This is a genomic window from Tatumella saanichensis (genome assembly GCF_000439375.1).
GTDB lineage: Bacteria > Pseudomonadota > Gammaproteobacteria > Enterobacterales > Enterobacteriaceae > Tatumella > Tatumella saanichensis.
Genome location: NZ_ATMI01000019.1, coordinates 59,552 through 80,894, shown reverse-complemented (window position 1 = coordinate 80,894; position 21,343 = coordinate 59,552). Strand labels below are relative to the sequence as shown.

At 52.1% G+C, this 21,343-nt stretch carries 19 protein-coding genes; 7 read left to right on the top strand and 12 right to left on the bottom strand.

Annotation, left to right across the window (positions count from 1 at the left end; translation table 11 throughout):
• Positions 1-79: 79 nt before the first annotated feature.
• From DW47_RS0108070 to DW47_RS0108055, 4 genes are all read right to left on the bottom strand, one after another.
• Positions 80-916 (bottom strand): aldo/keto reductase, encoded by an 837-nt coding sequence (locus tag DW47_RS0108070; protein WP_029685893.1) that lies wholly within the window; start codon positions 914-916, stop codon positions 80-82.
• Between the two features lie 2 nt (positions 917-918).
• Positions 919-2,289, bottom strand: a complete 1,371-nt coding sequence (locus DW47_RS0108065) for an NTP/NDP exchange transporter (protein WP_051150871.1) — start codon at positions 2,287-2,289, stop codon at positions 919-921.
• 141 nt (positions 2,290-2,430) lie between these two features.
• Positions 2,431-3,054 (bottom strand): flavin reductase family protein, encoded by a 624-nt coding sequence (locus DW47_RS0108060; RefSeq protein WP_029685891.1) that lies wholly within the window; start codon positions 3,052-3,054, stop codon positions 2,431-2,433.
• 56 nt (positions 3,055-3,110) lie between these two features.
• Complete coding sequence (locus DW47_RS0108055; protein ID WP_029685890.1) at positions 3,111-4,352, bottom strand: MFS transporter; 1,242 nt, start codon at positions 4,350-4,352, stop codon at positions 3,111-3,113.
• Positions 4,353-4,579: 227 nt separating this feature from the next.
• On the opposite strand from DW47_RS0108055, the gene DW47_RS0108050 reads away from it, so the two are divergent.
• The 4 genes from DW47_RS0108050 to pmrB all read left to right on the top strand — a co-directional run bounded on the left by DW47_RS0108050 (position 4,580) and on the right by pmrB (position 9,742).
• Positions 4,580-6,049, top strand: coding sequence for a catalase (locus DW47_RS0108050; protein ID WP_029685889.1), 1,470 nt, complete (start codon positions 4,580-4,582; stop codon positions 6,047-6,049).
• 248 nt (positions 6,050-6,297) lie between these two features.
• Positions 6,298-7,935: a phosphoethanolamine transferase EptA gene (eptA, locus tag DW47_RS0108045; protein ID WP_029685888.1), complete on the top strand. Its 1,638-nt coding sequence runs from the start codon at positions 6,298-6,300 to the stop codon at positions 7,933-7,935.
• On the top strand, positions 7,932-8,600 hold the full coding sequence (pmrA, locus tag DW47_RS0108040) for a two-component system response regulator PmrA (protein ID WP_029685887.1): 669 nt from the start codon (positions 7,932-7,934) through the stop codon (positions 8,598-8,600). Before eptA ends, pmrA begins: the two co-directional genes overlap by 4 nt.
• A complete protein-coding gene (gene pmrB, locus DW47_RS0108035) occupies positions 8,597-9,742 on the top strand; it encodes a two-component system sensor histidine kinase PmrB (protein ID WP_241430702.1) in 1,146 nt (381 codons plus the stop codon). The genes pmrA and pmrB overlap by 4 nt, the downstream gene beginning before the upstream one ends.
• A 169-nt stretch (positions 9,743-9,911) precedes the next feature.
• Here pmrB and DW47_RS0108030 read toward each other — a convergent pair whose 3' ends face one another.
• Positions 9,912-10,811, bottom strand: coding sequence for a Kdo hydroxylase KdoO (locus tag DW47_RS0108030; RefSeq protein ID WP_029685885.1), 900 nt, complete (start codon positions 10,809-10,811; stop codon positions 9,912-9,914).
• Between the two features lie 375 nt (positions 10,812-11,186).
• Between DW47_RS0108030 and DW47_RS0108025 the strand changes: the two genes are divergently transcribed.
• From DW47_RS0108025 to dld, 3 genes are all read left to right on the top strand, one after another.
• Complete coding sequence (locus DW47_RS0108025; RefSeq protein WP_029685884.1) at positions 11,187-11,804, top strand: trimeric intracellular cation channel family protein; 618 nt, start codon at positions 11,187-11,189, stop codon at positions 11,802-11,804.
• A gap of 133 nt (positions 11,805-11,937) precedes the next feature.
• Positions 11,938-12,582, top strand: coding sequence for an oxygen-insensitive NAD(P)H nitroreductase (nfsB, locus tag DW47_RS0108020; RefSeq protein WP_029685883.1), 645 nt, complete (start codon positions 11,938-11,940; stop codon positions 12,580-12,582).
• Between the two features lie 250 nt (positions 12,583-12,832).
• Positions 12,833-14,527: a D-lactate dehydrogenase gene (gene dld, locus DW47_RS0108010; protein WP_029685882.1), complete on the top strand. Its 1,695-nt coding sequence runs from the start codon at positions 12,833-12,835 to the stop codon at positions 14,525-14,527.
• 37 nt (positions 14,528-14,564) lie between these two features.
• Here the strand turns inward: dld and DW47_RS0108005 are convergent, their stop codons facing one another.
• The 7 genes from DW47_RS0108005 to DW47_RS0107980 form a co-directional block, all read right to left on the bottom strand.
• Positions 14,565-16,952: an insulinase family protein gene (locus tag DW47_RS0108005; RefSeq protein WP_029685881.1), complete on the bottom strand. Its 2,388-nt coding sequence runs from the start codon at positions 16,950-16,952 to the stop codon at positions 14,565-14,567.
• A 3-nt stretch (positions 16,953-16,955) separates the two neighbouring features.
• Positions 16,956-18,095 carry a pyrroloquinoline quinone biosynthesis protein PqqE gene (gene pqqE, locus DW47_RS0108000; protein WP_029685880.1) on the bottom strand — a complete coding sequence of 380 codons (1,140 nt, stop codon included), beginning with the start codon at positions 18,093-18,095 and terminating at the stop codon, positions 16,956-16,958.
• Positions 18,082-18,363 (bottom strand): pyrroloquinoline quinone biosynthesis peptide chaperone PqqD, encoded by a 282-nt coding sequence (gene pqqD / locus DW47_RS0107995; protein ID WP_029685879.1) that lies wholly within the window; start codon positions 18,361-18,363, stop codon positions 18,082-18,084. Before pqqD ends, pqqE begins: the two co-directional genes overlap by 14 nt.
• 1 nt (position 18,364) lies before the next feature.
• Positions 18,365-19,120, bottom strand: coding sequence for a pyrroloquinoline-quinone synthase PqqC (gene pqqC / locus DW47_RS0107990; protein ID WP_029685878.1), 756 nt, complete (start codon positions 19,118-19,120; stop codon positions 18,365-18,367).
• A 10-nt stretch (positions 19,121-19,130) separates the two neighbouring features.
• Positions 19,131-20,042 (bottom strand): pyrroloquinoline quinone biosynthesis protein PqqB, encoded by a 912-nt coding sequence (gene pqqB, locus DW47_RS0107985; RefSeq protein WP_029685877.1) that lies wholly within the window; start codon positions 20,040-20,042, stop codon positions 19,131-19,133.
• A gap of 60 nt (positions 20,043-20,102) precedes the next feature.
• Positions 20,103-20,174, bottom strand: coding sequence for a pyrroloquinoline quinone precursor peptide PqqA (pqqA, locus tag DW47_RS16935; RefSeq protein WP_071846626.1), 72 nt, complete (start codon positions 20,172-20,174; stop codon positions 20,103-20,105).
• Between the two features lie 141 nt (positions 20,175-20,315).
• Entirely contained in the window at positions 20,316-21,338 is a 1,023-nt protein-coding gene (locus DW47_RS0107980) for a dipeptidase (protein WP_029685876.1), read from the bottom strand.
• Between the last annotated feature and the right edge of the window lie 5 nt (positions 21,339-21,343).

The following is a 21,343-nucleotide window of genomic DNA, read 5'->3' as shown; positions in this document are numbered from 1 at the left end:
GAATTGAGAAATTTGTTTGAATGATACAGGAATGGTTAAGATTAATCTGCCTCCCCCCGCGCAGGAAGGAGGCAATCCACTAGCGAATTTCCAGCGGGACTTCACGGCGCGGTGCTGGGAAGCGTTGATCGATGGCTGCCAAATCTTCCTTGCTGAGGGAGTTTTCCAAGGCCTCAATATTACCGCGAATATGATCAGCAGAACCTGACTCCGGGATCACCAACATATTACCGTCACGGATGGCCCAACGCAGCAGGACTGCCGCCGCGCTAATCTGGTTTTTATCCGCCAACTCAGTGATCAGCGGATCATGCAATAAATCACTGCCATGACCGCCGAGAGGGGAATATCCCATCGCCGTCACACCATGATCGCGACACCAGGGTAGCAGGGAATACTCAATGCCACGGTATTGCGGGTTATAAAACACTTGGTTGGCTCGGCACTGGTCGCCTCCTGGCGTATTCCACAATTCGTCCATAGCAGCCGTATCAAAGTTCGAAACGCCCCACTCTTTAATTTTACCCTGCTGTTTCAGCATGTCGAAACCGGCAATAATCTCTTCCAAGGGATGCTCAGACTGCCAGTGCAGTAGATAGAGGTCGAGGCAGTCAGTCTGCAACCGTTTCAGGCTCTGCTCACAGGCGGCTATCATTTTCTTCGGCGCGGCATTCCACGGGTAAACTTTCGACACCAGATAACAGTCATCGCGATGCCCTTTCAGGGCCTCACCAATCAGTTGCTCAGAGTCACCGTCACCGTACATTTCGGCAGTATCAATGACCTTCAGGCCTTGCGATAAGCCAAACTGTAACGCTTTCTGCTCCTGTAGCGCGGGATGACGTCCCTGCCCGAGCCGCCAACTTCCCATGCCTACTGCTGGCAGTGTTTGTCCGTGAAGGGTTACGGTTTTCATTGTTACTCTCCTTGAGCCGGTGTATCGGCCCGTGATTGATGTTGCTCTAGCCATTTCTGTTTCTTACCCAACCACAGGCTGTTAAGAAACCAGACCAGAGACAAAGGGATGGCCAGCCAAGCGATAAGATTACCGCTCAGCCCCAATGCATTCATCGCCGTCCAACTCCAGGCACCGGCTTGATCGCCGGCCCGATAGACCACCGTATCGGTGACATTCTTGGCTTTGTACTTCTGCTCTCGCGATAACACGGTAAACAGCACTTCCCGCGCCGGACGGGCAAAAGCAAAGTTGCCGGCGCGGCGCAGTACTGCAAAAATAAACAGCCCGGCCAAGGTCGGCCAGACACTGAGCAAAGCGAAACCCGCTAAGGTGATCAGCGGTAAAATCCCCAATACCCGCCGGGTGCCGTAACGGCTGAGCAGTCGGCCGGTGATCAATAATTGGCTGATCAGGGTCAATATATTGACCGCTAAATCACTGGCCGCAAAAAAGGTGGTACGGCTGTCGTTACTGGTAAACAGTTGATCCACCAACGTAGCTTGTCGGAAATAAACGAAGGTCGAGGTGACCGAGAACAGCAGCATATAGAGGCAAATATTTAACAGATAGCCAGAACGGGCAATGGCTGCCATCCCCGCGAAAATTCCCCCACCGACGGCACCGTCAGCACTGTCGCCTGACTGCTTTTCGCTGTGCGAGGGCGTGGTTAATGGACGCTGACGCACCAAGGTATTCAAGCGATGGACACAGAATACCGCCACCTCCAGCAACACCGCCGCCAGCACAAATAAACCGCTCATATTTAGCCAGCGCACCAGTGCCGTGGTCAGCAGAGAGCCAATGACCGCCCCTAAGGTCGCCCCTGCCGCCATTAACGAGAACAGTCTACTGGCACGCTCACGATCAAAAATGTCTGCCACCATCGACCAAAACACCGACACGACATAGAGGTTGAACACCGATACCCAAACAAAAAAGACTCGGCCTAACCAGCGGTGATCGTTACCTTGGGGTAAGAAAGCCATTAGGAGAGCAAAAATAATCAGGTGGCTGATAAAAAATCGGTATACCCAAGGAATAAAGCGACGCCGAGGTAATCGGGCAGAGAGTGCAGAGAACGGTAATGTCAGCAGCAGCATCACGACTAGGGTGGCGGCAAATAGCCACTGCAGGTTATCAACCCCACCATCAATGCCTAGGGTATCGCGTACCGGTCGGATCACATAATAAGAAGAAAGAACGCAGAAGATATACAGCATGCTCCACAGCAATAATGACACTTCTTCTGGGCGAACGCCGGCAATACCAGTGATTTTACCAATAAGTGTCGGACTGACTGCTGACGATGATGATGAAGGTGGTTTCTGCATCTATTCTCCCGTGAACAGTGAAGACATACCCGGCCATGCAGAAGGCATTCTCCACGACTTAATGAGCGCCTGTCTGTAAAGGTATAGCTGCTAACTGACGGAATTTCCAGCGGGTCCGGGGGGCTCCCCCGGAAGTTGCCTTTAGGGAAAGGTCGGACGGGTCAGGTCGAAACGCTGTTGTTCACTGATGCCATAGTACGCTGACGGGCCACCGGCGCGCAGTACCGGCTGCGCAAGGCTGGTCTGATAGACCCCTTCCACCAGCAAAGTACGATCGATGTGCACCCGCACAACTTCACCTAGGACGAGCCAACTTGGCAGCAGCGTTGCTGAGGTATCCTGTAACTGAATACACTGGGTTAAGCGACACTCGAAATGCACGGGACTGGCGGCCACCCGTAGGGCCCCCACTTCGCTCGCCGCGAGAGTCTGTAACCCCGCAAAATGAAACTCATCACCATCCACTGGCAACGGCGCAGAACTGGCGTTCATCGCCTCCGCCAGTGGACGTGTCACCAGATTCCAGACAAACTCTTTGGTCTGGCTGATATTGCGTACACTGTCCTTCCAGCCTGAACTGGCAAAACCGATAATCGGCGGACGGTAGTTAAAGCAGTTAAAAAAGCTGTAAGGCGCTAAGTTATGCTGCCCTGCACCGTTATGAGAGCTGATCCAGCCAATCGGTCTCGGGCCAATAATGGCGTTCAAGGGATCATGCGGCAGGCCATGCCCTTCTGCCGGGGTGTAGCTGTATCGCTCGCTCATTATTGTCTCCTTCAACATCAGTAGAGCGGTCTTTGTTGACAAAGACCGCTTTCGCTTTACGGGTGCTGTTCGCCCTGAGATAACTGCTGACGTTTGCGCAACTGTGGGAACATCAACATCCACAGGCCGACCACCACTAGGGTGCCAACGCCGCCAACCACCGAGGCAGGCACCGCCCCGATGGCACTGGCCATCAATCCGGTTTCAAATTCCCCAAGCTGATTAGAGGTATTGATAAAGATAGAGTTGACCGCATTGACTCGGCCACGCATGGCGTCTGGGGTATCTAACTGCACCATCGCCCCACGGATCACCATACTGACCATATCAAAGCCGCCGAGCGCCGCCAACGCCAGCAATGAGATCACCACATTGTGTGACAAGGCAAACACCAGTGTGGCAAGGCCAAAACCGGCCACCGAACCGAACATGATCAGTCCGGTATGGCGGTGGAAACTGTTCCGGCTGACCCAAATGCCCGTGATTAACGCGCCAACCGACGGAGCGGCCCGCAAGGCGCCTAACCCCCAGGCGCCGGTATGCAGCACATCATGAGCAAAAATCGGCAGCAGTGCAGTGACACCACCGAGTAATACCGCAAACAGATCCAGTGAGATCACTCCCAGCACATCTTTACGCTTAAGGATAAAGTCGAGGCCAGCAAACAGATTTTTAAAGGTCATCGGCAAGGCTTTAACCGGTTCATGCTGATAGTTCAGGCCGATCATAATCACTAGCGACACCAAATAGGCGACCGCCGCGGTGCCATAGGCTAAGGCAGGAGAAACCACATACAGCACCCCACCGGCCATCGGCCCAGCAATTACCATGGCCTCACGAAACACCTGATTGGTAGCCATCCCCTTAGACAGCAACCCCGCGGGCAGTAATGCTGGCAGTAGCGAAGTCATGGAAGGCCCTTCAAAGGCGCGCGCCAAGGAAAACAAAAAAACTAGCGCCAGTAATAGCCCTGCGCTACCAGCTGCAAAGAATGACAATAATATCAGTCCGATACTGGCGAGGAACTCCACTGACTGACCGCCAATGATCAGGGTTTTACGGTTATACTGATCCGCCAGATGACCGGCGGGGAGCGCCAGCAGCACTGAGGGCACAAACTGCATCAGCCCGATCATCCCCAGCATAAAGGCACTGTGGGTCATGGCATATAATTGCCAACTCACCGCTAGCGAGACAATCTGGAAACTTAACGACGAGCAGGTTTGGGCGGTGACATAGGCACGAAAGCCACGGTGGTGAAAAATACGTGATGAAGGCTCCCCAGAAGAAGAGGCCATAGCAGAACTCCGGAATAAATGAATAACGTTATTATTAGCAGGCCATTTTACCTGATTGTCGATCAGCAAGCCAACGGCAATTCCGCCACTGAATAGCCGTGAGGTAACAATTCATGCTATTGGTTTATCGAGGTATTTTCTGAAATTTCCGACGGTTACTGCGCAATAACAAATATCAGCTATGCTTAGTGGATGCATAGTTAACCCTGTTTACCAAGGAGCAAGGCATGAGCAATGAGCAGCACCCAAAAACACTGACCACTGATGCAGGTATCCCCGTAGAAAGTCAGGAACATTCCCTCTCTGTTGGCCCGGATGGCCCGCTGGTGTTACACGATCATTATCTGATCGAGCAAATGGCAAACTTTAACCGCGAGCGCATCCCAGAGCGTCAGCCTCACGCCAAAGGCAGTGGTGCGTTCGGTCATTTTGAGGTAACGGAAGATGTCAGTCAGTATACCCGTGCCGCCCTGTTTCAACCTGGTGTCAAAACCGATGTGTTGATGCGCTTCTCGACCGTCGCTGGTGAGCGCGGCAGCCCGGATACCTGGCGTGACCCACGTGGATTTTCCATTAAGTTTTACACCACCGAAGGCAACTACGACCTAGTCGGTAACAATACTCCGGTGTTCTTCGTCCGCGACCCTATTAAGTTCCAACACTTTATCCGTTCACAGAAACGCCGTGCCGACAACAACCTACGTGACAACGATATGCAGTGGGATTTCTGGACATTGTCTCCAGAATCCGCCCATCAGGTCGCTTGGCTGATGGGGGACCGTGGTATTCCACGCAGCTGGCGGCATATGAATGGCTATTCCAGCCATACCTATATGTGGGTCAACGCCCAGGGTGAGAAATTCTGGGTGAAATACCATTTCAAAACCGATCAAGGTGTTGAGCATCTGACTCAGGAAGAAGCTGACAAACAGGCCGGTGCCGACGGTGATTTCCATGTCCGCGATCTGTATAACGCCATAGATGACGGTAACTTCCCGTCTTGGACGCTGTATATGCAGATCATGCCGTTCGCTGACGCGGAAAACTACCGTTTCAATCCGTTCGACCTGACCAAGGTTTGGCCTCACAAGGATTATCCGTTAATCAAAGTGGGTAAACTGACCTTGGATAAGAACCCAACCGATAACCATGCACAGATCGAACAGGCCGCATTTGAGCCTAATAACTTGGTGCCTGGTATTGGCCTAAGCCCAGATAAAATGCTGCTGGGGCGTGTGTTTGCTTACGCGGATGCACACCGTCATCGTTTGGGGGTTAACTATAAGCAGATCCCGGTCAATGCCCCGCGCTCACCTGTAAACAGCTACAGCAAAGACGGTGCGATGCGCATCAATCCGGTTAGCGATCCGGTCTATGCACCAAACTCCAAAGGGGGACCGGTGCCGGACGCAGAAAAATATCCGACCGATTCCACCTGGCAGACGGCCGGTGACTTGGTGCGCCAGCCTTATACCCTGCATGCTGAAGATGATGACTGGGGTCAGGCTCGGACATTGGTGACTCAGGTGATGGATGATGCTGCTCGTGATCGTCTGGTCAATAACGTGGCGGGACATTTGTTAAACGGCGTTAAAGAGCCGGTACTGTCGCGGGTGTACCAATACTGGCACAACATTGACCCGACCACCAGTAAACGTATTGCCGATGCCGTAGCCGCGGCCAAAAAAGAGTCATAATATCTGCTCCCGGTACTGCGGTACCGGGTTTGTGTATCACCCGCCCCAGCGTTACGGTTCTCTCTCCCCCCGCGACACTTAGACTCAACTGACCTCTATTGCCCTTCTCCTTGTTACGTCGGATTTCTCGGTTGGTTCTCGCCCTAAGTAGCCTAAGCATTTGTTACTCAAAAAAACCTTACTTAAGGTTTTCCTAAGAATTAATGGAGACAATAGCCTGAACATTTTTCTCTATGACGGAATGCCCGATGACATTTTTCCCTTTGCGGCGGCCGACACTTGGCCGAACACTTTACCTGGTGCTGTTCGCGGCTTACATCAGTGTCTGCCTAAACTTCGCGTATTATCAACGTGCTTGGAAATTAATCGGCCCTGATAGTATTGCCCATTGCCTGTTTTTCCTGTCAATGCCACTGCTGGCCTTTAGTGTTATTTGTCTGGTGCTCACCCTAGCCTCATTGGTCAAACTGAGCCGTGTTGTGATCACGCTATTTGTGATCCTCAGTGCCACCGCGCAATACTTTATTATGAATTATAATATTGTGTTGGATCGCTCGATGATGGTGAATATGCTTGACACCACCCCGGCGGAAAGTCTGGCATTACTGGATCCGCCAATGGTGGTAACCTTGTTACTGACTATTGTACCGGCAGTGTTTTTGGCCTGGTGGTTGAAAATTAAGCCTGAAACTAGCCTGTTTCGCAGCCTTGGTAAACGCCTTCTGACGCTATTGACCAATGTGCTCTGTATTCTGCTGGTTGCACTGGTTTTTTATAAGGACTATGCCTCGCTGTTTCGCAATCACCATGAACTGATAAAGTCGGTGAATCCCTCAAACAGTATTATGGCGAGCCTCTCCTGGTATAAGCATCATCGACTGGCGGAAATGCCCTTAATTCGGATTGGTGAAGATGCTCACCAGGAACCGGCAATGACCCACGGTAAACCGGAACTGACCATTATGGTGTTGGGTGAAACCTCCCGTGCCCAGGACTTTTCGTTATCCGGCTACGCCCGTGATACCAACCCACTGCTGAGCAAAGATAATGTGATCTATTATCCACATACCTCTTCCTGTGGAACCTCGACCGCCGTCTCGGTGCCGTGCATGTTCTCCAATATGCCACGTAAAGACTATAACGATGTGCTGGCGGCGCATCAGGAAGGCGCACTGGATGTTCTGCATCATGCAGGAGTGAGTGTGCTATGGAATGATAACGACGGTGGCTGTAAAGGAGCCTGTGATCGCCTCCCTCACCAAGATATGACGGCTTTGGATCTGCCAGGACAATGTATCGATGGCGAATGCTATGATGAGGTGTTATTCCATCAGATTGAAGACGCGATCAATCACCTGAAGGGTAACGGCATTATTATCCTTCATACCATCGGTAGCCATGGCCCCACTTATTATCATCGTTATCCTCCAGCGTTCCGTAAATTTACGCCAACCTGTGATACCAATGAAATTCAAAGCTGTAGCCGAGAGCAATTGGTGAATACTTACGACAACACCATTTTGTATGTGGATTATATCGTGAATAAATCCATCGATATTCTTAAAGAACATCAAAATAAATTTACCACCAGCTTGGTCTATCTCTCTGATCACGGTGAATCACTTGGCGAAGACGGCGCATGGCTGCACGGTATGCCTTATGCCATAGCCCCATCACAACAGACCCATATCCCAATGTTACTGTGGCTGTCACCGGACTATCAGCAACGTTTCCATGTCAGTCAACGATGCCTACAAAATAACGCTGACCATAATCCGTATTCGCAGGATAATGTATTCTCAACCTTACTGGGGCTGTTCGGCGTGCAAACCCGAGAGTATCATCCCGCAGATGACTTACTGACTGGTTGCCGGAGTACTGGATGAAAATACTGATTGTTGAAGATGATGCCCTGCTGTTGCAGGGCCTGGTACTGGCAATTCAGCAGGAAGGTTATACCTGCGATGGCGTCAATAGTGCTCGGGCTGCAGACAGCAGCCTGAAATCTTCACAGTACAGTTTGATGATCCTCGACCTCGGGTTACCGGATGAAGACGGTTTAGTGTTCCTCAGCCGCCTGCGTCGCGAGAAATTCGACTTGCCGGTGTTAATTTTGACCGCCCGCGATACCTTAAATGATCGGATTTCCGGGCTGGATAGCGGTGCGGATGATTATCTGGTTAAACCTTTCGCCCTTGAAGAGTTGACCGCACGGATCCGTGCGCTGATCCGCCGTCATCATAACCATAGCCTCAATCTGCTGACAGTAGCTGATCTACAGCTGGATACCACTCATCGTCAGGTGTTCAGAGAGGGCGTAGCCTTGGAGCTGACACCCAAGGAGTATGCGCTACTGGCGCGATTAATGATGAAAGCTGGCTCACCGGTGCACAGAGAATTACTGTTTAGCGATCTCTACAACTGGGACAATGAGCCCTCGACAAATAGTCTGGAGGTGCATATTCATAACTTGCGCGATAAAGTAGGTAAATCTCGGATCCGTACCCTGCGGGGGTTTGGTTATACCCTGAGTACCGATCCGATTAATTGAGGAGACCTCTTATTCTGAAACCGTTAGCGCGCACTGTTACCTTACGTAGCCAATTACTGATCACCCTCGGTACGATATTACTTTCCTGTCAGGTGATCAGTGTGATTTGGTTATGGCATGAGAGTAAAGAACAGATCAGTTTGCTGGTAGAAAGCATTGTTGCACACCAAAATGAGCGCTGGCATGTTCGAGAGGAGATCCATGAAGCGGTAGCCAGCTTAGCGATCCCCAGTCTGATTATGATTAGCTTGGCGTTGTTACTCTGCTGGCAGGCGATACGTCGGGTGACACGTCCCTTAAGTGAATTGCGTTATCAACTAGAACGACACTCTGCCTTTAACGCCCAGCCTATCCGTTATCAGAGTACGGTGACCGAGGTCGATGCGGTGATCCACTCGATCAATGATATGGTCGCGCGGCTGACAGAAACCCTCGACAGAGAGCGACTGTTTACTGCTGATGTGGCGCATGAGTTACGTACCCCGCTGGCAGGGCTACGTCTACACCTAGAACTGATCGCCCGCCAGTACTCCCTGGATATGCAGCCGCTGATCCAGCGACTCGACCAAATGACTAACAGTGTCTCGCAGCTACTGCAGTTGGCCCGTATCGGGCAATCCTTCTCCGCAGGGCATTATCAAGAGGTGCAACTGACCAGTCATGTCACCGCACCAATGCGTGACAGCCTGCTGACGCTTATTAAGTTGCGCCACCAACAACTATTCCTGCCTACATCTGACCCACAAATGGTGGTGAAAGGCGACCACACGTTATTGCAACTGGTGGTCAGAAACCTGACCGAAAATGCCCACCGTTATAGCCCGGAATATAGCAGTATTACTATTAGTCTGCACCGCAGTATGGATGAACAAGGACAGCCACAGATTGAATTACGCATCGAGGACGAGGGGCCAGGGATTGATGAAACCCGTGCTTGGGAGTTGAGCCGACCGTTTGTTAGATTGGACAGTGGTTATGGCGGCAGCGGGCTCGGACTGAGTATCGTCAATCGCATCTGTCAGATGCACAATGCCCGTTTTTCCCTGAGTAACCGTCTCGATCGATCAGGTTGCCGAGCCTCGGTCTTCTTTAATGCTGCCACCGAGACTAACTGGCCGAAAACCAGACATACAGAAAAATAGCCACCACGCTAAGACTGAATAGAAAGACGCTGAGTTCACAGGTAGTTGTTGTGATTGCACGATTCATCAGGAGGCCTCCGTCACGGGATACTGCTTAGTATAGACGGATTTATTCACGCTTCACTGGCCCGTTGCAGACTATTTGTGTGTCATTCCTCACACTCTGTCTCTACAACAACCCACGGCCGGTCAGCCCTTCAAGGATTTTTAGCGGTGATAGCTGTGGGTTGACCATTTTTGCTGCCGGTAACAACCACGTCTGCTCCAGCAAAAACTGGCCGGACATGGCAGCATGGGGAGTTTGGTCGGAAAAACAGATCCAGCTACTGCCAGGGGGGAACTGAACAGTGCGTTGTGGGCCATTGGTCTGATAGTCGAGGTCGGCTTTCATGGCATCATGTATACCGAGCATCAGGTGATCATAGCGACTACGGCGGCTTTTGGTGATCTTCAGGGTATGCTGTAGCCAGGCATTAAGTGGCGAATAGGCGCTGACTTGCGGCAAAAAACGCTGCGCGACTGCGCTGAATGGCTCTCCCAACCGCCATTCCCGGCATTCATTGCCAGGATGGATATTAGTGAAGACCCGCAGAATACGTTGCCCTTGTATCGGCCTCGAAGGAAAGGCATCGACATGCAAGCGAGTATCATCCTTACGCCAGGAATTACCCTGCTTCCACCTGGTCACCGGATGTACTCTCAGGGTATTGATTGGCGTATGCAGCGCTGACTTATATTCCGGGAGTAAGCGTGTAATTAACTGCTGACAGGCGTGATGATGGCGTTGCAGTAACTGGCGGATCACCACCTCATCAGCGCCAGGGGCAACACCAAACAGCTGACCACTGTCGGCCCGGTAACTGATATTTTTCCGTCCTGGCGCCACGCTTTCTTCTCGCAGACAGCAATATTCGGGGTCACTGAGCGGGAAGCCCAGCGCTGGCAAACTGAGAAGGCGACCCTGTTCAAGAGCCGAGACCGCCGGCGTTGATTCCGCAGCAGCCCCGTTCCAACTGTCCGTGTGGAGGGTTAGGATCAAGTCATCGAAGGCAAGGTTATCGGGCTGCATCTGTTCTTCCATGTATTTACAGGGTATCTGCGGCAAGAATAGATGAGAATTGCTTATTTTGACACTGCAAATAGCGGTTTACTACAGACTTAAGTGAATAACCGCAATAACGGTTCAGCGCCGAGCATATCTCGTTTTACCCTCGTTGAGTACCGACGCTTAATGACTAATAACTGCCCTTACCTACTCGCTACCGCGAAGGGAGTGCGAAGCAAGTTGCGGGTGTGCCAGTTAAATGTTCAGCAGAACTCGGCAAGTGGCGATAAAGCACGGCCCGGAGGGATTGCACTGTCAGGCTGAAACATTTATTGTGCCTGCGCCTGCGGCAATTGCCATTTGAGCATTTTTTAATTAGCGGACTATTGTTGAGCGTTTATGAACCTGTTTTTGCAATTTGTTGATCTGTTCGGCACCTATGTGTTCGCGCTCAGCGGGGCTATCGTCGGCGTGAAACATCGCTTCGACTTGTTTGGCGTGTTTGCGCTGTCCAGTGTCACCGCTATCGGTGGTGGATGTATCCGTGATGTCTGTCTGGGGGCAACTCCGCCGCCGGGGCTGGTTAATATTGACTACTTTATCTGTATCCTACTGGCAATTGCCTCCCTCTCCTTTTTTCAAAAGCTGGTGTTCTCCTTCGAGAAACCGGCACTGTTTTTTGATGCCTTGGGGTTGGGTTTTTTCGCTGCCTTTGGTGCCAACAAAACTTGGCAGCATACCAGCAGTGTGCAGTTATCGATTTTGATGGGCTGCGTCAGCGCCGTCGGCGGCGGCTGTCTGCGTGACTTGCTGGTCGGCCGTACCCCGGTGATCTTCACGAAAGAAATCTATGCCAGCGCCGCGTTAATCGGCGCCGCCATTGAGTTACTGGGTTCTTCCGGCATGATCCCTGAACATGACAGTATTTTACTGTCGATTATTGTTTGTACCCTGATCCGCATGGTGTCACTCAAATACAATATCACCCTGAAAACCATCACAAATAAGTATTTCTAAGCGGCTGCGCTGAATTTTTTAACTCTGAATGCGCCTTGGCATTTCGGGGCTGGCTGTGACTGCTACGGACTGTTACTGTAACTGTAGTAACCGTTCTCTTTTTTATTTTCTTGGGTTATTTGAGGCGATCCGAATGTCTATTGTCGATGTAGTAAAACAACGTTTCACATCTAAGGCTTATGATGCCAGCCGTAAACTGAGTGATGAGCAACAACAGCAAATCTTGGATATTCTGCGTTATAGTCCTTCTTCCCTGAATCTGCAGCCATGGCACTTTGTTGCCGTGACCAGCGAGGAAGGTAAAGAAAAAATCTTACCGGCAATCCGTGATTTCAATGCGGCAAAAGTCCGTGATGCTGCAATGGTTGTGGTCTTTGCCAGCAAAGACACCCTGGATGACGCCCAGTTTAACCGTGTGCAGCAGCAAGAGCTGCAGGATGGCCGTTTTAAAGATGAGGCCAGCGCTACTGCTAATGATAATGGTCGTCGTGGTTATATCGCTGCCTACGGCGGAACCGAGCAAGATTTGCGTACTTGGATGGAACGTCAGACCTATATCTCTCTCGGCTTCCTGCTACTAGGTGCCGCAGAAATGGGCTTGAATGCCACCCCTATTGAAGGCATTGACCCTGAAAAACTGGACGAGGTACTGTCACTGAAACAACAGGGTCTGCACAGTCTGTCAGTGGTCGCCATCGGCTATAACAGCGAAAAAGACTTTAATGCTTCACTGCCTAAATCCCGGCTGGCAGAAGAGTTAGTGATCACCCGTCTGTGATCCCCACAGGCCCCCCAACCTGGGGGGCCTTTATTGCCTGCCGCTAACCGCTGTTCTGATCATCACTTCACCGCCGGTCCTTTCTGCACCCTGCATATTAAGTTTTTTTTTATCCAGACCCTTTCCACAGCGGCTGAAACGCGCTTTTATATACTGATAGGCTGGCAAACCCGTTGCTGCTCAGACAATAGAGGTTGCGTGCGGCCAGGGACAAGCAGATATACATGAACATCAAAGGCAGACAGGACTAATGAATAACCGTCAGGAGCTGACCCGCAGGCTGCATGAAATTGCGGGAGAAAAGCAGGTGCTGTTGAGCGAGGACGACAAAGCCTTTTATACCAAAGGGTTCCGTGTCGGTCAGGGGGAAGCCTTAGCAGTGGTATTACCCCAAACCCTGTTGCAATTGTGGCAAGTACTGCAAGTGTGCGTCGCCGAGGATGTGATTATCCTGATGCAGGCCTCAAATACTGGCGTCACCGGTGGCTCGACACCTGACGGTAAGGATTATGATCGTGACTTGGTAATTGTCAGCACACGCCTACTCACCGGGGTTCAGGTGATCGATAATCATCAGCAAGTCATCGCTTTTCCCGGTACTACCCTCACCGAACTTGAAGAGACCCTGAAGCCTCTACACCGTGAGCCGCATTCAGTGATCGGTTCTTCCTGTATTGGTGCCTCGGTGATTGGCGGATTATGTAATAACTCCGGGGGGTCGCTGATCCGCCGCGGTCCAGCATTCACTGAAAAGTCTCTGTTTGCCCGTATTACCGAACGAGGCCACTTGGAGCTGGTCAATCATCTGGGCATTGACCTCGGTGATAGCCCCGAAAAAATGATTAATGCCTTGGAAACCCGCGCATACACCACCGGTGACGCTCCGGACTGGCAGGGAAAGATCTGGGCAGATGATTATGCCGACCAACTTCGGGATACCTCCGCCGCCTCTCCGGCGAGGTTTAACGGTGACCAGCGCTACCTGCATGACAGTGCTGGCTGTGCCGGTAAAGTGATCGTTTTTGCCGCCCGACTGCCGACATTCGCCGCCAGTGAGGAGACCCGAACTTTCTATATCGGCAGTAACGATGAAAGTGAACTAGTCAGTCTGCGCCGTTACCTTCTGGAAAACATGCAGGAACTGCCGTTACAGGCAGAATATATCCATGCTGGTGCCTTTGACTTAACTTTGCGTTACGCTAAACATATGGTGCTGGCGATCCGTAAATTAGGCCCACAAGCGATCCCAGGACTGATGGCCAATAAAGCGCGCTGGGATCTGCGGGTCAAACACGCGCGCTTCCTACCCAAAAATACGGTGGATAAATTGATCCAGGGCTTTAACCAGGTTACCCCGTCTTTTATCGCCCCACGGATCATGGAGTATCGCCGCCACTTTGTGCATCACCTGATGATTAAAGTCGAAGCCAAACAAGCAGAACAACTGAACAATCTGTTAGACACTTTCTTCGCTGAACGGCCAGGGGAATATTTCCTGTGTGACGACAGAGAAGCCGCAGATGCCTTTTTGATCCGCTTTGCGGTGGGTGGCTGCACGGTGTCTTATTGTGATTATCTCGGTTATAACCCTAATCAGCGACTGATTGCTTTTGATGTGGCACTGCGGCGAAATGATACCCAGTGGCGCATTCACCTGCCGCCGCATCTGGCCTCACAGGTACAGGCTGACTCTTGCTGTGGCCACTTCTTCTGCTTCGTCAATCACCAAGATTACGTACTGAAGGAAGGGACCGATGCGGTGAAGTTTAAGCAGGATGTGATGGCTTATTTGGAACAACGCGGTGCCCGTTATCCCGCGGAACACAATGTCGGACATCTGTATGCGGCCTCCTGCGACCACCAAGCACACTGGAAGGCCCTCGACCCGACCAACAGCTGTAATCCAGGGATTGGTAAAACCAGCCGTAAAAAGTTCTGGCAGTGATCGCTGCTAGCCTACCGGGCCTGGTGGCCCGGTGAGTTCAGCGGCCGTAACTGAGGCACACCGCTTGGACAGCCTGCTGACAAAAGTAACGGTGTAACTTGATTAACGATAATCTGCTGAGGGTTGTCTCATCCTGCGGTGAGGCACCTTCACCGCTGATCTTCTGCCACAGTGCCTGACGCAATAGTGCGTCAGCCCCACTATCGCAATGCTGCGGTAGCTCAGGGACTTCAGTCAGGCTGACCACTTTCTCAGTAATACGGTCGAAAAAGGTTTCACAGGCCGTACGCAACTGCTGATGATCCCAGTGGGGGGACTGTAGCGCACAAAGGATACCGGCGCGATCAGCCAGCCTTTCAAAGCGGCAAGAGACCACATATCCCACCGACCGTTCCTCACGCAACCATTGGTAAAACGCTGGCTGATAAAGGCTGCCTAATACCTGTGCGGCAGCCAACTGCTCAGCATTATGGTGATCCACAGGTAGGAAAAACAGTAACGCGCTGTCTCCTTCTCTAGCAGGATGATGCTGACCCAAACCAGGAGGAAGAGGCTGCAGTCGCGGTTGATGACGGCTAAGCTGCGGGATCCCTTGTTGCAGCTGTTGGTCCAGTTGGTGAAACAGTGAATCATCCTGACACTGCAACAGCGCACACCAGCGTGGCTGTTTAAACGTTTCCGCGAGCAGTGCCGGAAAACGCGCCAACAGTCGGCGAATGAGGATTTCCTGTCCATCCTCAGCCAAACTGTGATCAGAGTCAGACCAGCAGCGAATTAACAGAGCCAGCAGCGCCTCGGCCTGCCCGCTGTCCGGCAAGTTCATATTCAACCAAGGAACCCCCTGCCATTGACTGAGAGCAGCTCTGCCACCAGCATGGTGGACTCGGCTAAAAAACGGTGCCAGCGACCGCTGAAGCGCGCCATATTGCCCCACGGTGAGGGTGGTGCCGATGGGCGGACGCATCACCAGAGCCACCTGTTGCCCACCGTGATCGGCACGCCAACACACTGGCGAGCTGTTAGGTCTTAGCGATGATCGGCCACCAATATCGTCCACAGTCGCCAATGCAGGATAAAAGATAAACGGCTGCGGTGGTGGAGTCAGCGGCTGTGTTGCCGGTTCAGCAGGTTGCCAGCGGCAGGGAAATCCGCGTACATGAGCAATTTCACCGCCATCAAACAGTCCCGTCTGTAACTCACAGTATGGAGTAGTCAGTAAGGAAGCTGCCAAGGATGCCACGCTATCCGCTTGGCCCCCCTGACCTGACGCTAATTTGCGTAACTGTTCCATTGGCGATACTGATGCTAAGTGTTGGTCGGCAAGTTTACGGTAATGCACCCGCTGCGAGTCAGTTAACTGCATGAGTTGCCGCAACCACGCCTGCCATGAGGCATGCAGTAACCCTGCCGGTTGGGGTTTTCCCGGCGCTGACGTAAGGCGGATCAACAGCCACACTCTGCCACGTTGTGCGGAAATCTGTTCGACCTGTAAGTCATGACACAGCCCTGCCGTTGTCCAGTAATGGCGTAAGCTTCCCGGTGAGGCATCGCTGATAAGTGCCTGCAATAGTGGAACAGTGTCTGCAAGATCACCCTCGGGATCGTCAATCAAGTAGCTCAACAGATGTTGGCGTTCTCCTGTGGCATGCAGCACCACCGGTCGACGCTCCTTCACCGTTGGTAACGCCAGCTTCGACAAATCTCTACCCGCCAAGGGGGAGCCGTTTTGTTGTGCAGCATCAGTAAGGGTTACGGGCTGGGGCGTTTTCTCTCCATTGCCACCGAGGTCGAAAGCGTGGCGGACCTGTTGTTGTAGGGTCGCCAGCGGCAGATCAGCACGGACAGTCAGCGTGAGGTTTTCAGGCTGATACCCCCGTTGATGAAAAGTGTATAAAGCTTGGCGCACGGCCTGAGGGTCTCCCCGGAGACTCTGGCGGTTACCGACCACAAAGCGGCGATATTCCTCTGCACCGCTAAAACCATCTGCCAAAAATGCCTGGCACAGGGTTGGCAGATGCCCCGTTAATAGCTCATATTCTGCATCGATCACTGCAATTTCTCTGGAGATCGACGCCGTTTCTAGACAAGGCGATAGGACCATATCTAACAACCGGGCAATGCCGGCACTGAGATAGGCCTGAGACACTTCGAAATAATAGAGGGTTTGGCAGGCCTCGGTAGTGGCGTTAACTCGCCCATGATGGCGGCTGACCCACGGCATCAACCGTTGATCATCACCAAAGCGGGTACCGCCCTGAAACAGCAGATGCTCAAGCAGATGGGCCAGACCCGGCCAAGCGGCCGGTTCATGGTGACTACCGACGGCGGACCGCACACAGGCAGAGGCCTGCTGGAGACCCGGCGCTGAGATCAACTGAATGTTGATGCCTTGATAGCGATATTCTTTCACCCGTGGCTCTGTCATCGATTAACCGCGGGAGGTGAAGATCACCTTGGAGTTACGCTGATTTCGGAACTGTAACTGACCGATACGGATGTCACTGCAATCCGCTTCCCGGCGAGCCTGCAAAATTTTATCGTGATGCGGGGATTTACTGCACACCGGGTCAGCATTATCAGCATTCCCTGTCAGCATAAAGGCCTGACAACGGCAACCACCGAAGTCTTTCTCTTTTTCATCACAGGAACGGCAGGGTTCTGGCATCCAGTCATAACCACGGTAACGATTAAAGCCGAAAGAGTCATACCAGATATGCTCTAGGCTGTGCTCCAACACAGAGGGGAATTCCACTGGTAATTGGCGGGCGCTGTGACAGGGTAACGCAGTACCATCTGGGGTCACATTCATAAAAATGGCTCCCCACCCGCCCATACAGCCCTTTGGCCGTTCTTCGTAGTAGTCTGGCGTGACGAAGATCAGGTTGGTTAAGTTACCGTCCGCCGCCATTTTCTGCCGATACTCACTCACCACGGCTTCGGCACGGGCAATTTGTTCACGGGTCGGCAGCAGCCCTTCTCGGTTTAGCTGAGCCCAGCCATAAAACTGGCAGGTCGCCAACTCCACATCATCGGCCTCTAGTTGCAGACATAATTCGATGATGCGGTCGATCTGGTCGATATTATGCCGATGTAGGACGAAATTCAGCACCATCGGATATCCGTGGGCCTTAATCGCTTTCGCCATCTCCAGTTTTTGGTGAAAGGCTTTTTCTGAACCCGCTAGCGCTGCATTGAGGGTTTCGTCGCTGGCTTGGAAACTGACCTGAATATGGTCCAGGCCCGCATCGGCAAAGATATCCAGTTTTTGACGGGTCAAGCCGATACCTGAGGTGATCAGGTTGGTGTAAAAACCGAGCTCTCTGGCGCCACGGATCAGCTCTGGTAGGTCTTTACGTACCAGCGGTTCGCCGCCGGAAAAGCCCAACTGGACACTGCCCATTTCGCGGGCCTGACGGAACACGGTCAACCACTGTTCAGTGGTCAACTCTTGTTGCTCTCTGGCAAAATCCAGCGGATTAGAGCAGTACGGGCACTGTAACGGGCAGCGATAAGTGAGTTCCGCTAATAGCCACAGCGGTGCTTTAACATCAGGCTTAGTTTGCATCACGCAACATTATCCACTTTTGTTTAACCGCAGCCTGTAGAAAATCGATGACATCGGCGTCGACACCCTCGGCGTCAGGAAAGCGATGGTTCAGTAAGTCGATAATCTGTGACACGCTACGTTTGCCATCCACCTGCTCAAGGATCAGCGCTGCGGTTTCATTCAGTTTGGCCATGCCTTCTGGGTAGAGGATCACATGGCAGTCCTGGGCCACTTCCCATTGCAGCCGGTAGCCGCGACGAAAAACCACCACAGTGTTTTCAATACTCATATTACACTAGCCGAGTTGTGTGCCAGACAGGCTGGTCTGTCACTGTATGATAAGGAGGACGCTCAAGGCTGTAGGCCATGGTCATAGCATCCAGCATAGTCCACAAAATATCCAGCTTGAATTGCAGGATCTCCAACATGCGGTTCTGCATAGCGGCAGTATCAAAATAGTCGAGAGCCAACTCCAGCCCATGTTCAACATCACGGCGGGCTTGGCTCAAACGGCTACGAAAATAGAAATAGCCCTCTTCTTTGATCCACGGGTAATGTTGTGGCCAACTGTCGAGGCGCGACTGATGAATTTGTGGCGCAAACAGCTCGGTCAGTGAGCTACAGGCGGCTTCTTCCCAACTGGCGCGGCGCGCGAAATTCACGTATGCATCCACCGCAAACCGCACTCCAGGCAGCACATACTTTTCTGATAACAAGTCGTCACGATTCAGCCCTACGGCTTCCCCGAGCTGTAACCAGGCTTCAATACCGCCTTCACACTCGCCTGCACCGTCATGGTCGAGGATACGCTGGACCCACTTACGACGGGTGGCCGGGTCCGGACAGTTCGCCATAATGGCGGCATCTTTCAGCGGGATATTGGTCTGATAGTAAAAACGGTTCGCCACCCAGCCCTGGATCTGCTCACGGGTCGCCTGACCATTGTGCATGGCAATATGGTAAGGGTGATAGATATGATAATAAGCCCCTTTATCACGCAGGGCCTGTTCAAATGCCTCGCGGCTCAGGGGGGAAGTGAGAGTCATAACTTCAGTCCTATAACTGTATTGCCATTCCGTCATGGCTGACTTCAATGCCCTGCTCTTCCAGGAAACGGCGCTGGGGAGAGTCCTCGTCGAGGATCGGGTTGGTATTATTAATATGGATCAGAATTTTTCGGCTGGCCGGTAGTTTTGCCAGCAGACTCATCAGCCCCTGATCTTCTGCCAGTGCTAGATGCCCCATCGCTCGGCCAGTATTTACCCCAACACCGGTACTAAGCAGTTCATCATCTTGCCAGACGGTACCGTCAATCAACAGGCAATCCGCTTTTTGCAACCAAGGGAGGATAACCTCGTCCGGCTCACCCAAACCTGGCGCGTAGAACAGGGTCTTACCGCTAGCGGTATTCTCGACAAATAGCGCTACATTATGCCCCGGCAGTGGTCGGTCACGGTAAGGTGAATAAGGTGGTGCGTTACTGAGGATAGGGACTGCAGTAAAGCGCAACGACTGACAGACGGTGACAGTAAAGGGTTCCAGCGGCTGGATAGGTTGGTGCTGTAAACCGCCATTCCAATGGGTCAGCATTGGAAAGACCGGAAAGCCGGTACTGAGATCGTTATGGACTTCGTCGGTACACCAGACATGGTGCGGACAACCTTCACGTAGACTTAGCAGACCGGTGGTATGGTCGATCTGACTGTCGGTCAGAATAATATCGCCAATGGCAGTGCCACGCAGTACATCGGCTTTTACCAGTTCAGGGGTTTGGAAAATCTGATGTGAAATATCGGGGGAAGCATTACACAACACCCAGTCTTCGCGGTTGTCACTGAGAATAATAGAAGATTGTGTTCTGGCATGAGCACGGAGGGTGCCATCGCGCAGGCCTTTGCAGTTACTGCAGTTGCAGTTCCACTGCGGGAAACCGCCACCGGCAGCAGAGCCCAGCACTTTGATAAACATAGAATAACTCTTTAGAAGTAAGTGCCGCCCGCAAGCGGCCACTTAGTATGACCGGGATAATTAACGGTTGGAGATGTACAGAGTGACTTCCATACCTAGGCGCATATCCACAAATTCAGGTTTTTTCCACATAAGATCACCTTAATACTGATGTTGACGAAAAACGTCTTTATAAAAAAACCACAGCGCAACTCTGTGGCATGTTTCTGTCAAAGACCACTAAATGTTGCGCCTTTGTCAAACAGAGGTCAATGAAAAGATGAACATTTCCGTTTAACCTGTCATAAAATGTTCAAAAATCCTGTCCCAGTTACCCCGACAAACTTTTGTGATCACCCTCTCACTTAGGCCAGTATCACGCAGTTTTTGCTCCAATAGGCCAAGTCCGGTCACATCTTTTAAACTATCTGGCACACCAGTACCGTCGAAATCGGAACCAAAACCGACATGGTCTTCTCCCGCCTGATTAAGTAGGTAAAGGATATGGGCAACGATCTGATCCAGCGGGGTATCTGGGTCACGCTGACCATCGGCACGTAGAAACGCATTACCGAAATTAACCCCCACCATTCCACCGCTGTCGGCGATAATTTTCAGTTGTGCATCAGTAAGGTTGCGAGGTTGGGCACAGAGCGCATGGGCATTGGAATGGGTCGCCACCAGCGGCTGATCCACCGTTTTGGCGGTATCATAAAAGGCTTTCTGGTTCATGTGAGAGACATCAATCAACATTGATCGCGCCTGTAGCTGGCGAACAAACTCAAAGCCGACGACGGTAAGGCCCGGTCCGCTATCCGGAGAGCCGGGGAAACTGCCGGTGATCCCTTCACCAAAGGCATTGGGGGTATTCCAAAACGGACCGACACTGCGGACACCAGCATCATAAAATGCCGTCAGCAGATGGCCTTCGGTGTCCAACGCATCAGCACCTTCGATATGGGCAATCATCGCCAATTGTCCACGCTGCTGGCACTCTTTCACTTCCAGCGCAGTACGGCAGATTTTCGCCTGTCCCTGGGAGAACTGTTCCAGCCGTTGCAAAATAGCCAACTGCTGCCACATCACGGCGACCCTATCCTTCAGCGCGGCTAAACGCTGAGGGTAATGCAAGGCGACGTATTTTTCCGGCGGGACGAATATCGCAAACAGCGCAGTGCTGAGACGTCCTTGACGAATACGTCGAAAATCCAAGTGCCCTTCACAACCTTGCTCAAAAAAAGCCAGTTCTGGGTTGTCTGGGCACCTCAGCCACAGTTGCATCAATAGATCGTTGTGGCCGTCAATATAGTCATTCATTAGCA

Coding starts and splice junctions, on each gene's coding strand:
- DW47_RS0108065 (WP_051150871.1), bottom strand. CDS start 2,289: ATGCAGAAACCACCTTCATCATCATCGTCAGCAGTCAGTCCGACACTT.
- DW47_RS0108070 (WP_029685893.1), bottom strand. CDS start 916: ATGAAAACCGTAACCCTTCACGGACAAACACTGCCAGCAGTAGGCATG.
- pqqD (WP_029685879.1), bottom strand. CDS start 18,363: ATGAGTATTGAAAACACTGTGGTGGTTTTTCGTCGCGGCTACCGGCTG.
- DW47_RS0108005 (WP_029685881.1), bottom strand. CDS start 16,952: ATGACAGAGCCACGGGTGAAAGAATATCGCTATCAAGGCATCAACATT.
- pqqB (WP_029685877.1), bottom strand. CDS start 20,042: ATGTTTATCAAAGTGCTGGGCTCTGCTGCCGGTGGCGGTTTCCCGCAG.
- nfsB (WP_029685883.1), top strand. CDS start 11,938: ATGTCTATTGTCGATGTAGTAAAACAACGTTTCACATCTAAGGCTTAT.
- DW47_RS0108030 (WP_029685885.1), bottom strand. CDS start 10,811: ATGCAGCCCGATAACCTTGCCTTCGATGACTTGATCCTAACCCTCCAC.
- eptA (WP_029685888.1), top strand. CDS start 6,298: ATGACATTTTTCCCTTTGCGGCGGCCGACACTTGGCCGAACACTTTAC.
- DW47_RS0108025 (WP_029685884.1), top strand. CDS start 11,187: ATGAACCTGTTTTTGCAATTTGTTGATCTGTTCGGCACCTATGTGTTC.
- DW47_RS0108060 (WP_029685891.1), bottom strand. CDS start 3,054: ATGAGCGAGCGATACAGCTACACCCCGGCAGAAGGGCATGGCCTGCCG.
- DW47_RS0107980 (WP_029685876.1), bottom strand. CDS start 21,338: ATGAATGACTATATTGACGGCCACAACGATCTATTGATGCAACTGTGG.
- pmrA (WP_029685887.1), top strand. CDS start 7,932: ATGAAAATACTGATTGTTGAAGATGATGCCCTGCTGTTGCAGGGCCTG.
- pqqC (WP_029685878.1), bottom strand. CDS start 19,120: ATGACTCTCACTTCCCCCCTGAGCCGCGAGGCATTTGAACAGGCCCTG.
- dld (WP_029685882.1), top strand. CDS start 12,833: ATGAATAACCGTCAGGAGCTGACCCGCAGGCTGCATGAAATTGCGGGA.
- DW47_RS0108050 (WP_029685889.1), top strand. CDS start 4,580: ATGAGCAATGAGCAGCACCCAAAAACACTGACCACTGATGCAGGTATC.
- DW47_RS0108055 (WP_029685890.1), bottom strand. CDS start 4,352: ATGGCCTCTTCTTCTGGGGAGCCTTCATCACGTATTTTTCACCACCGT.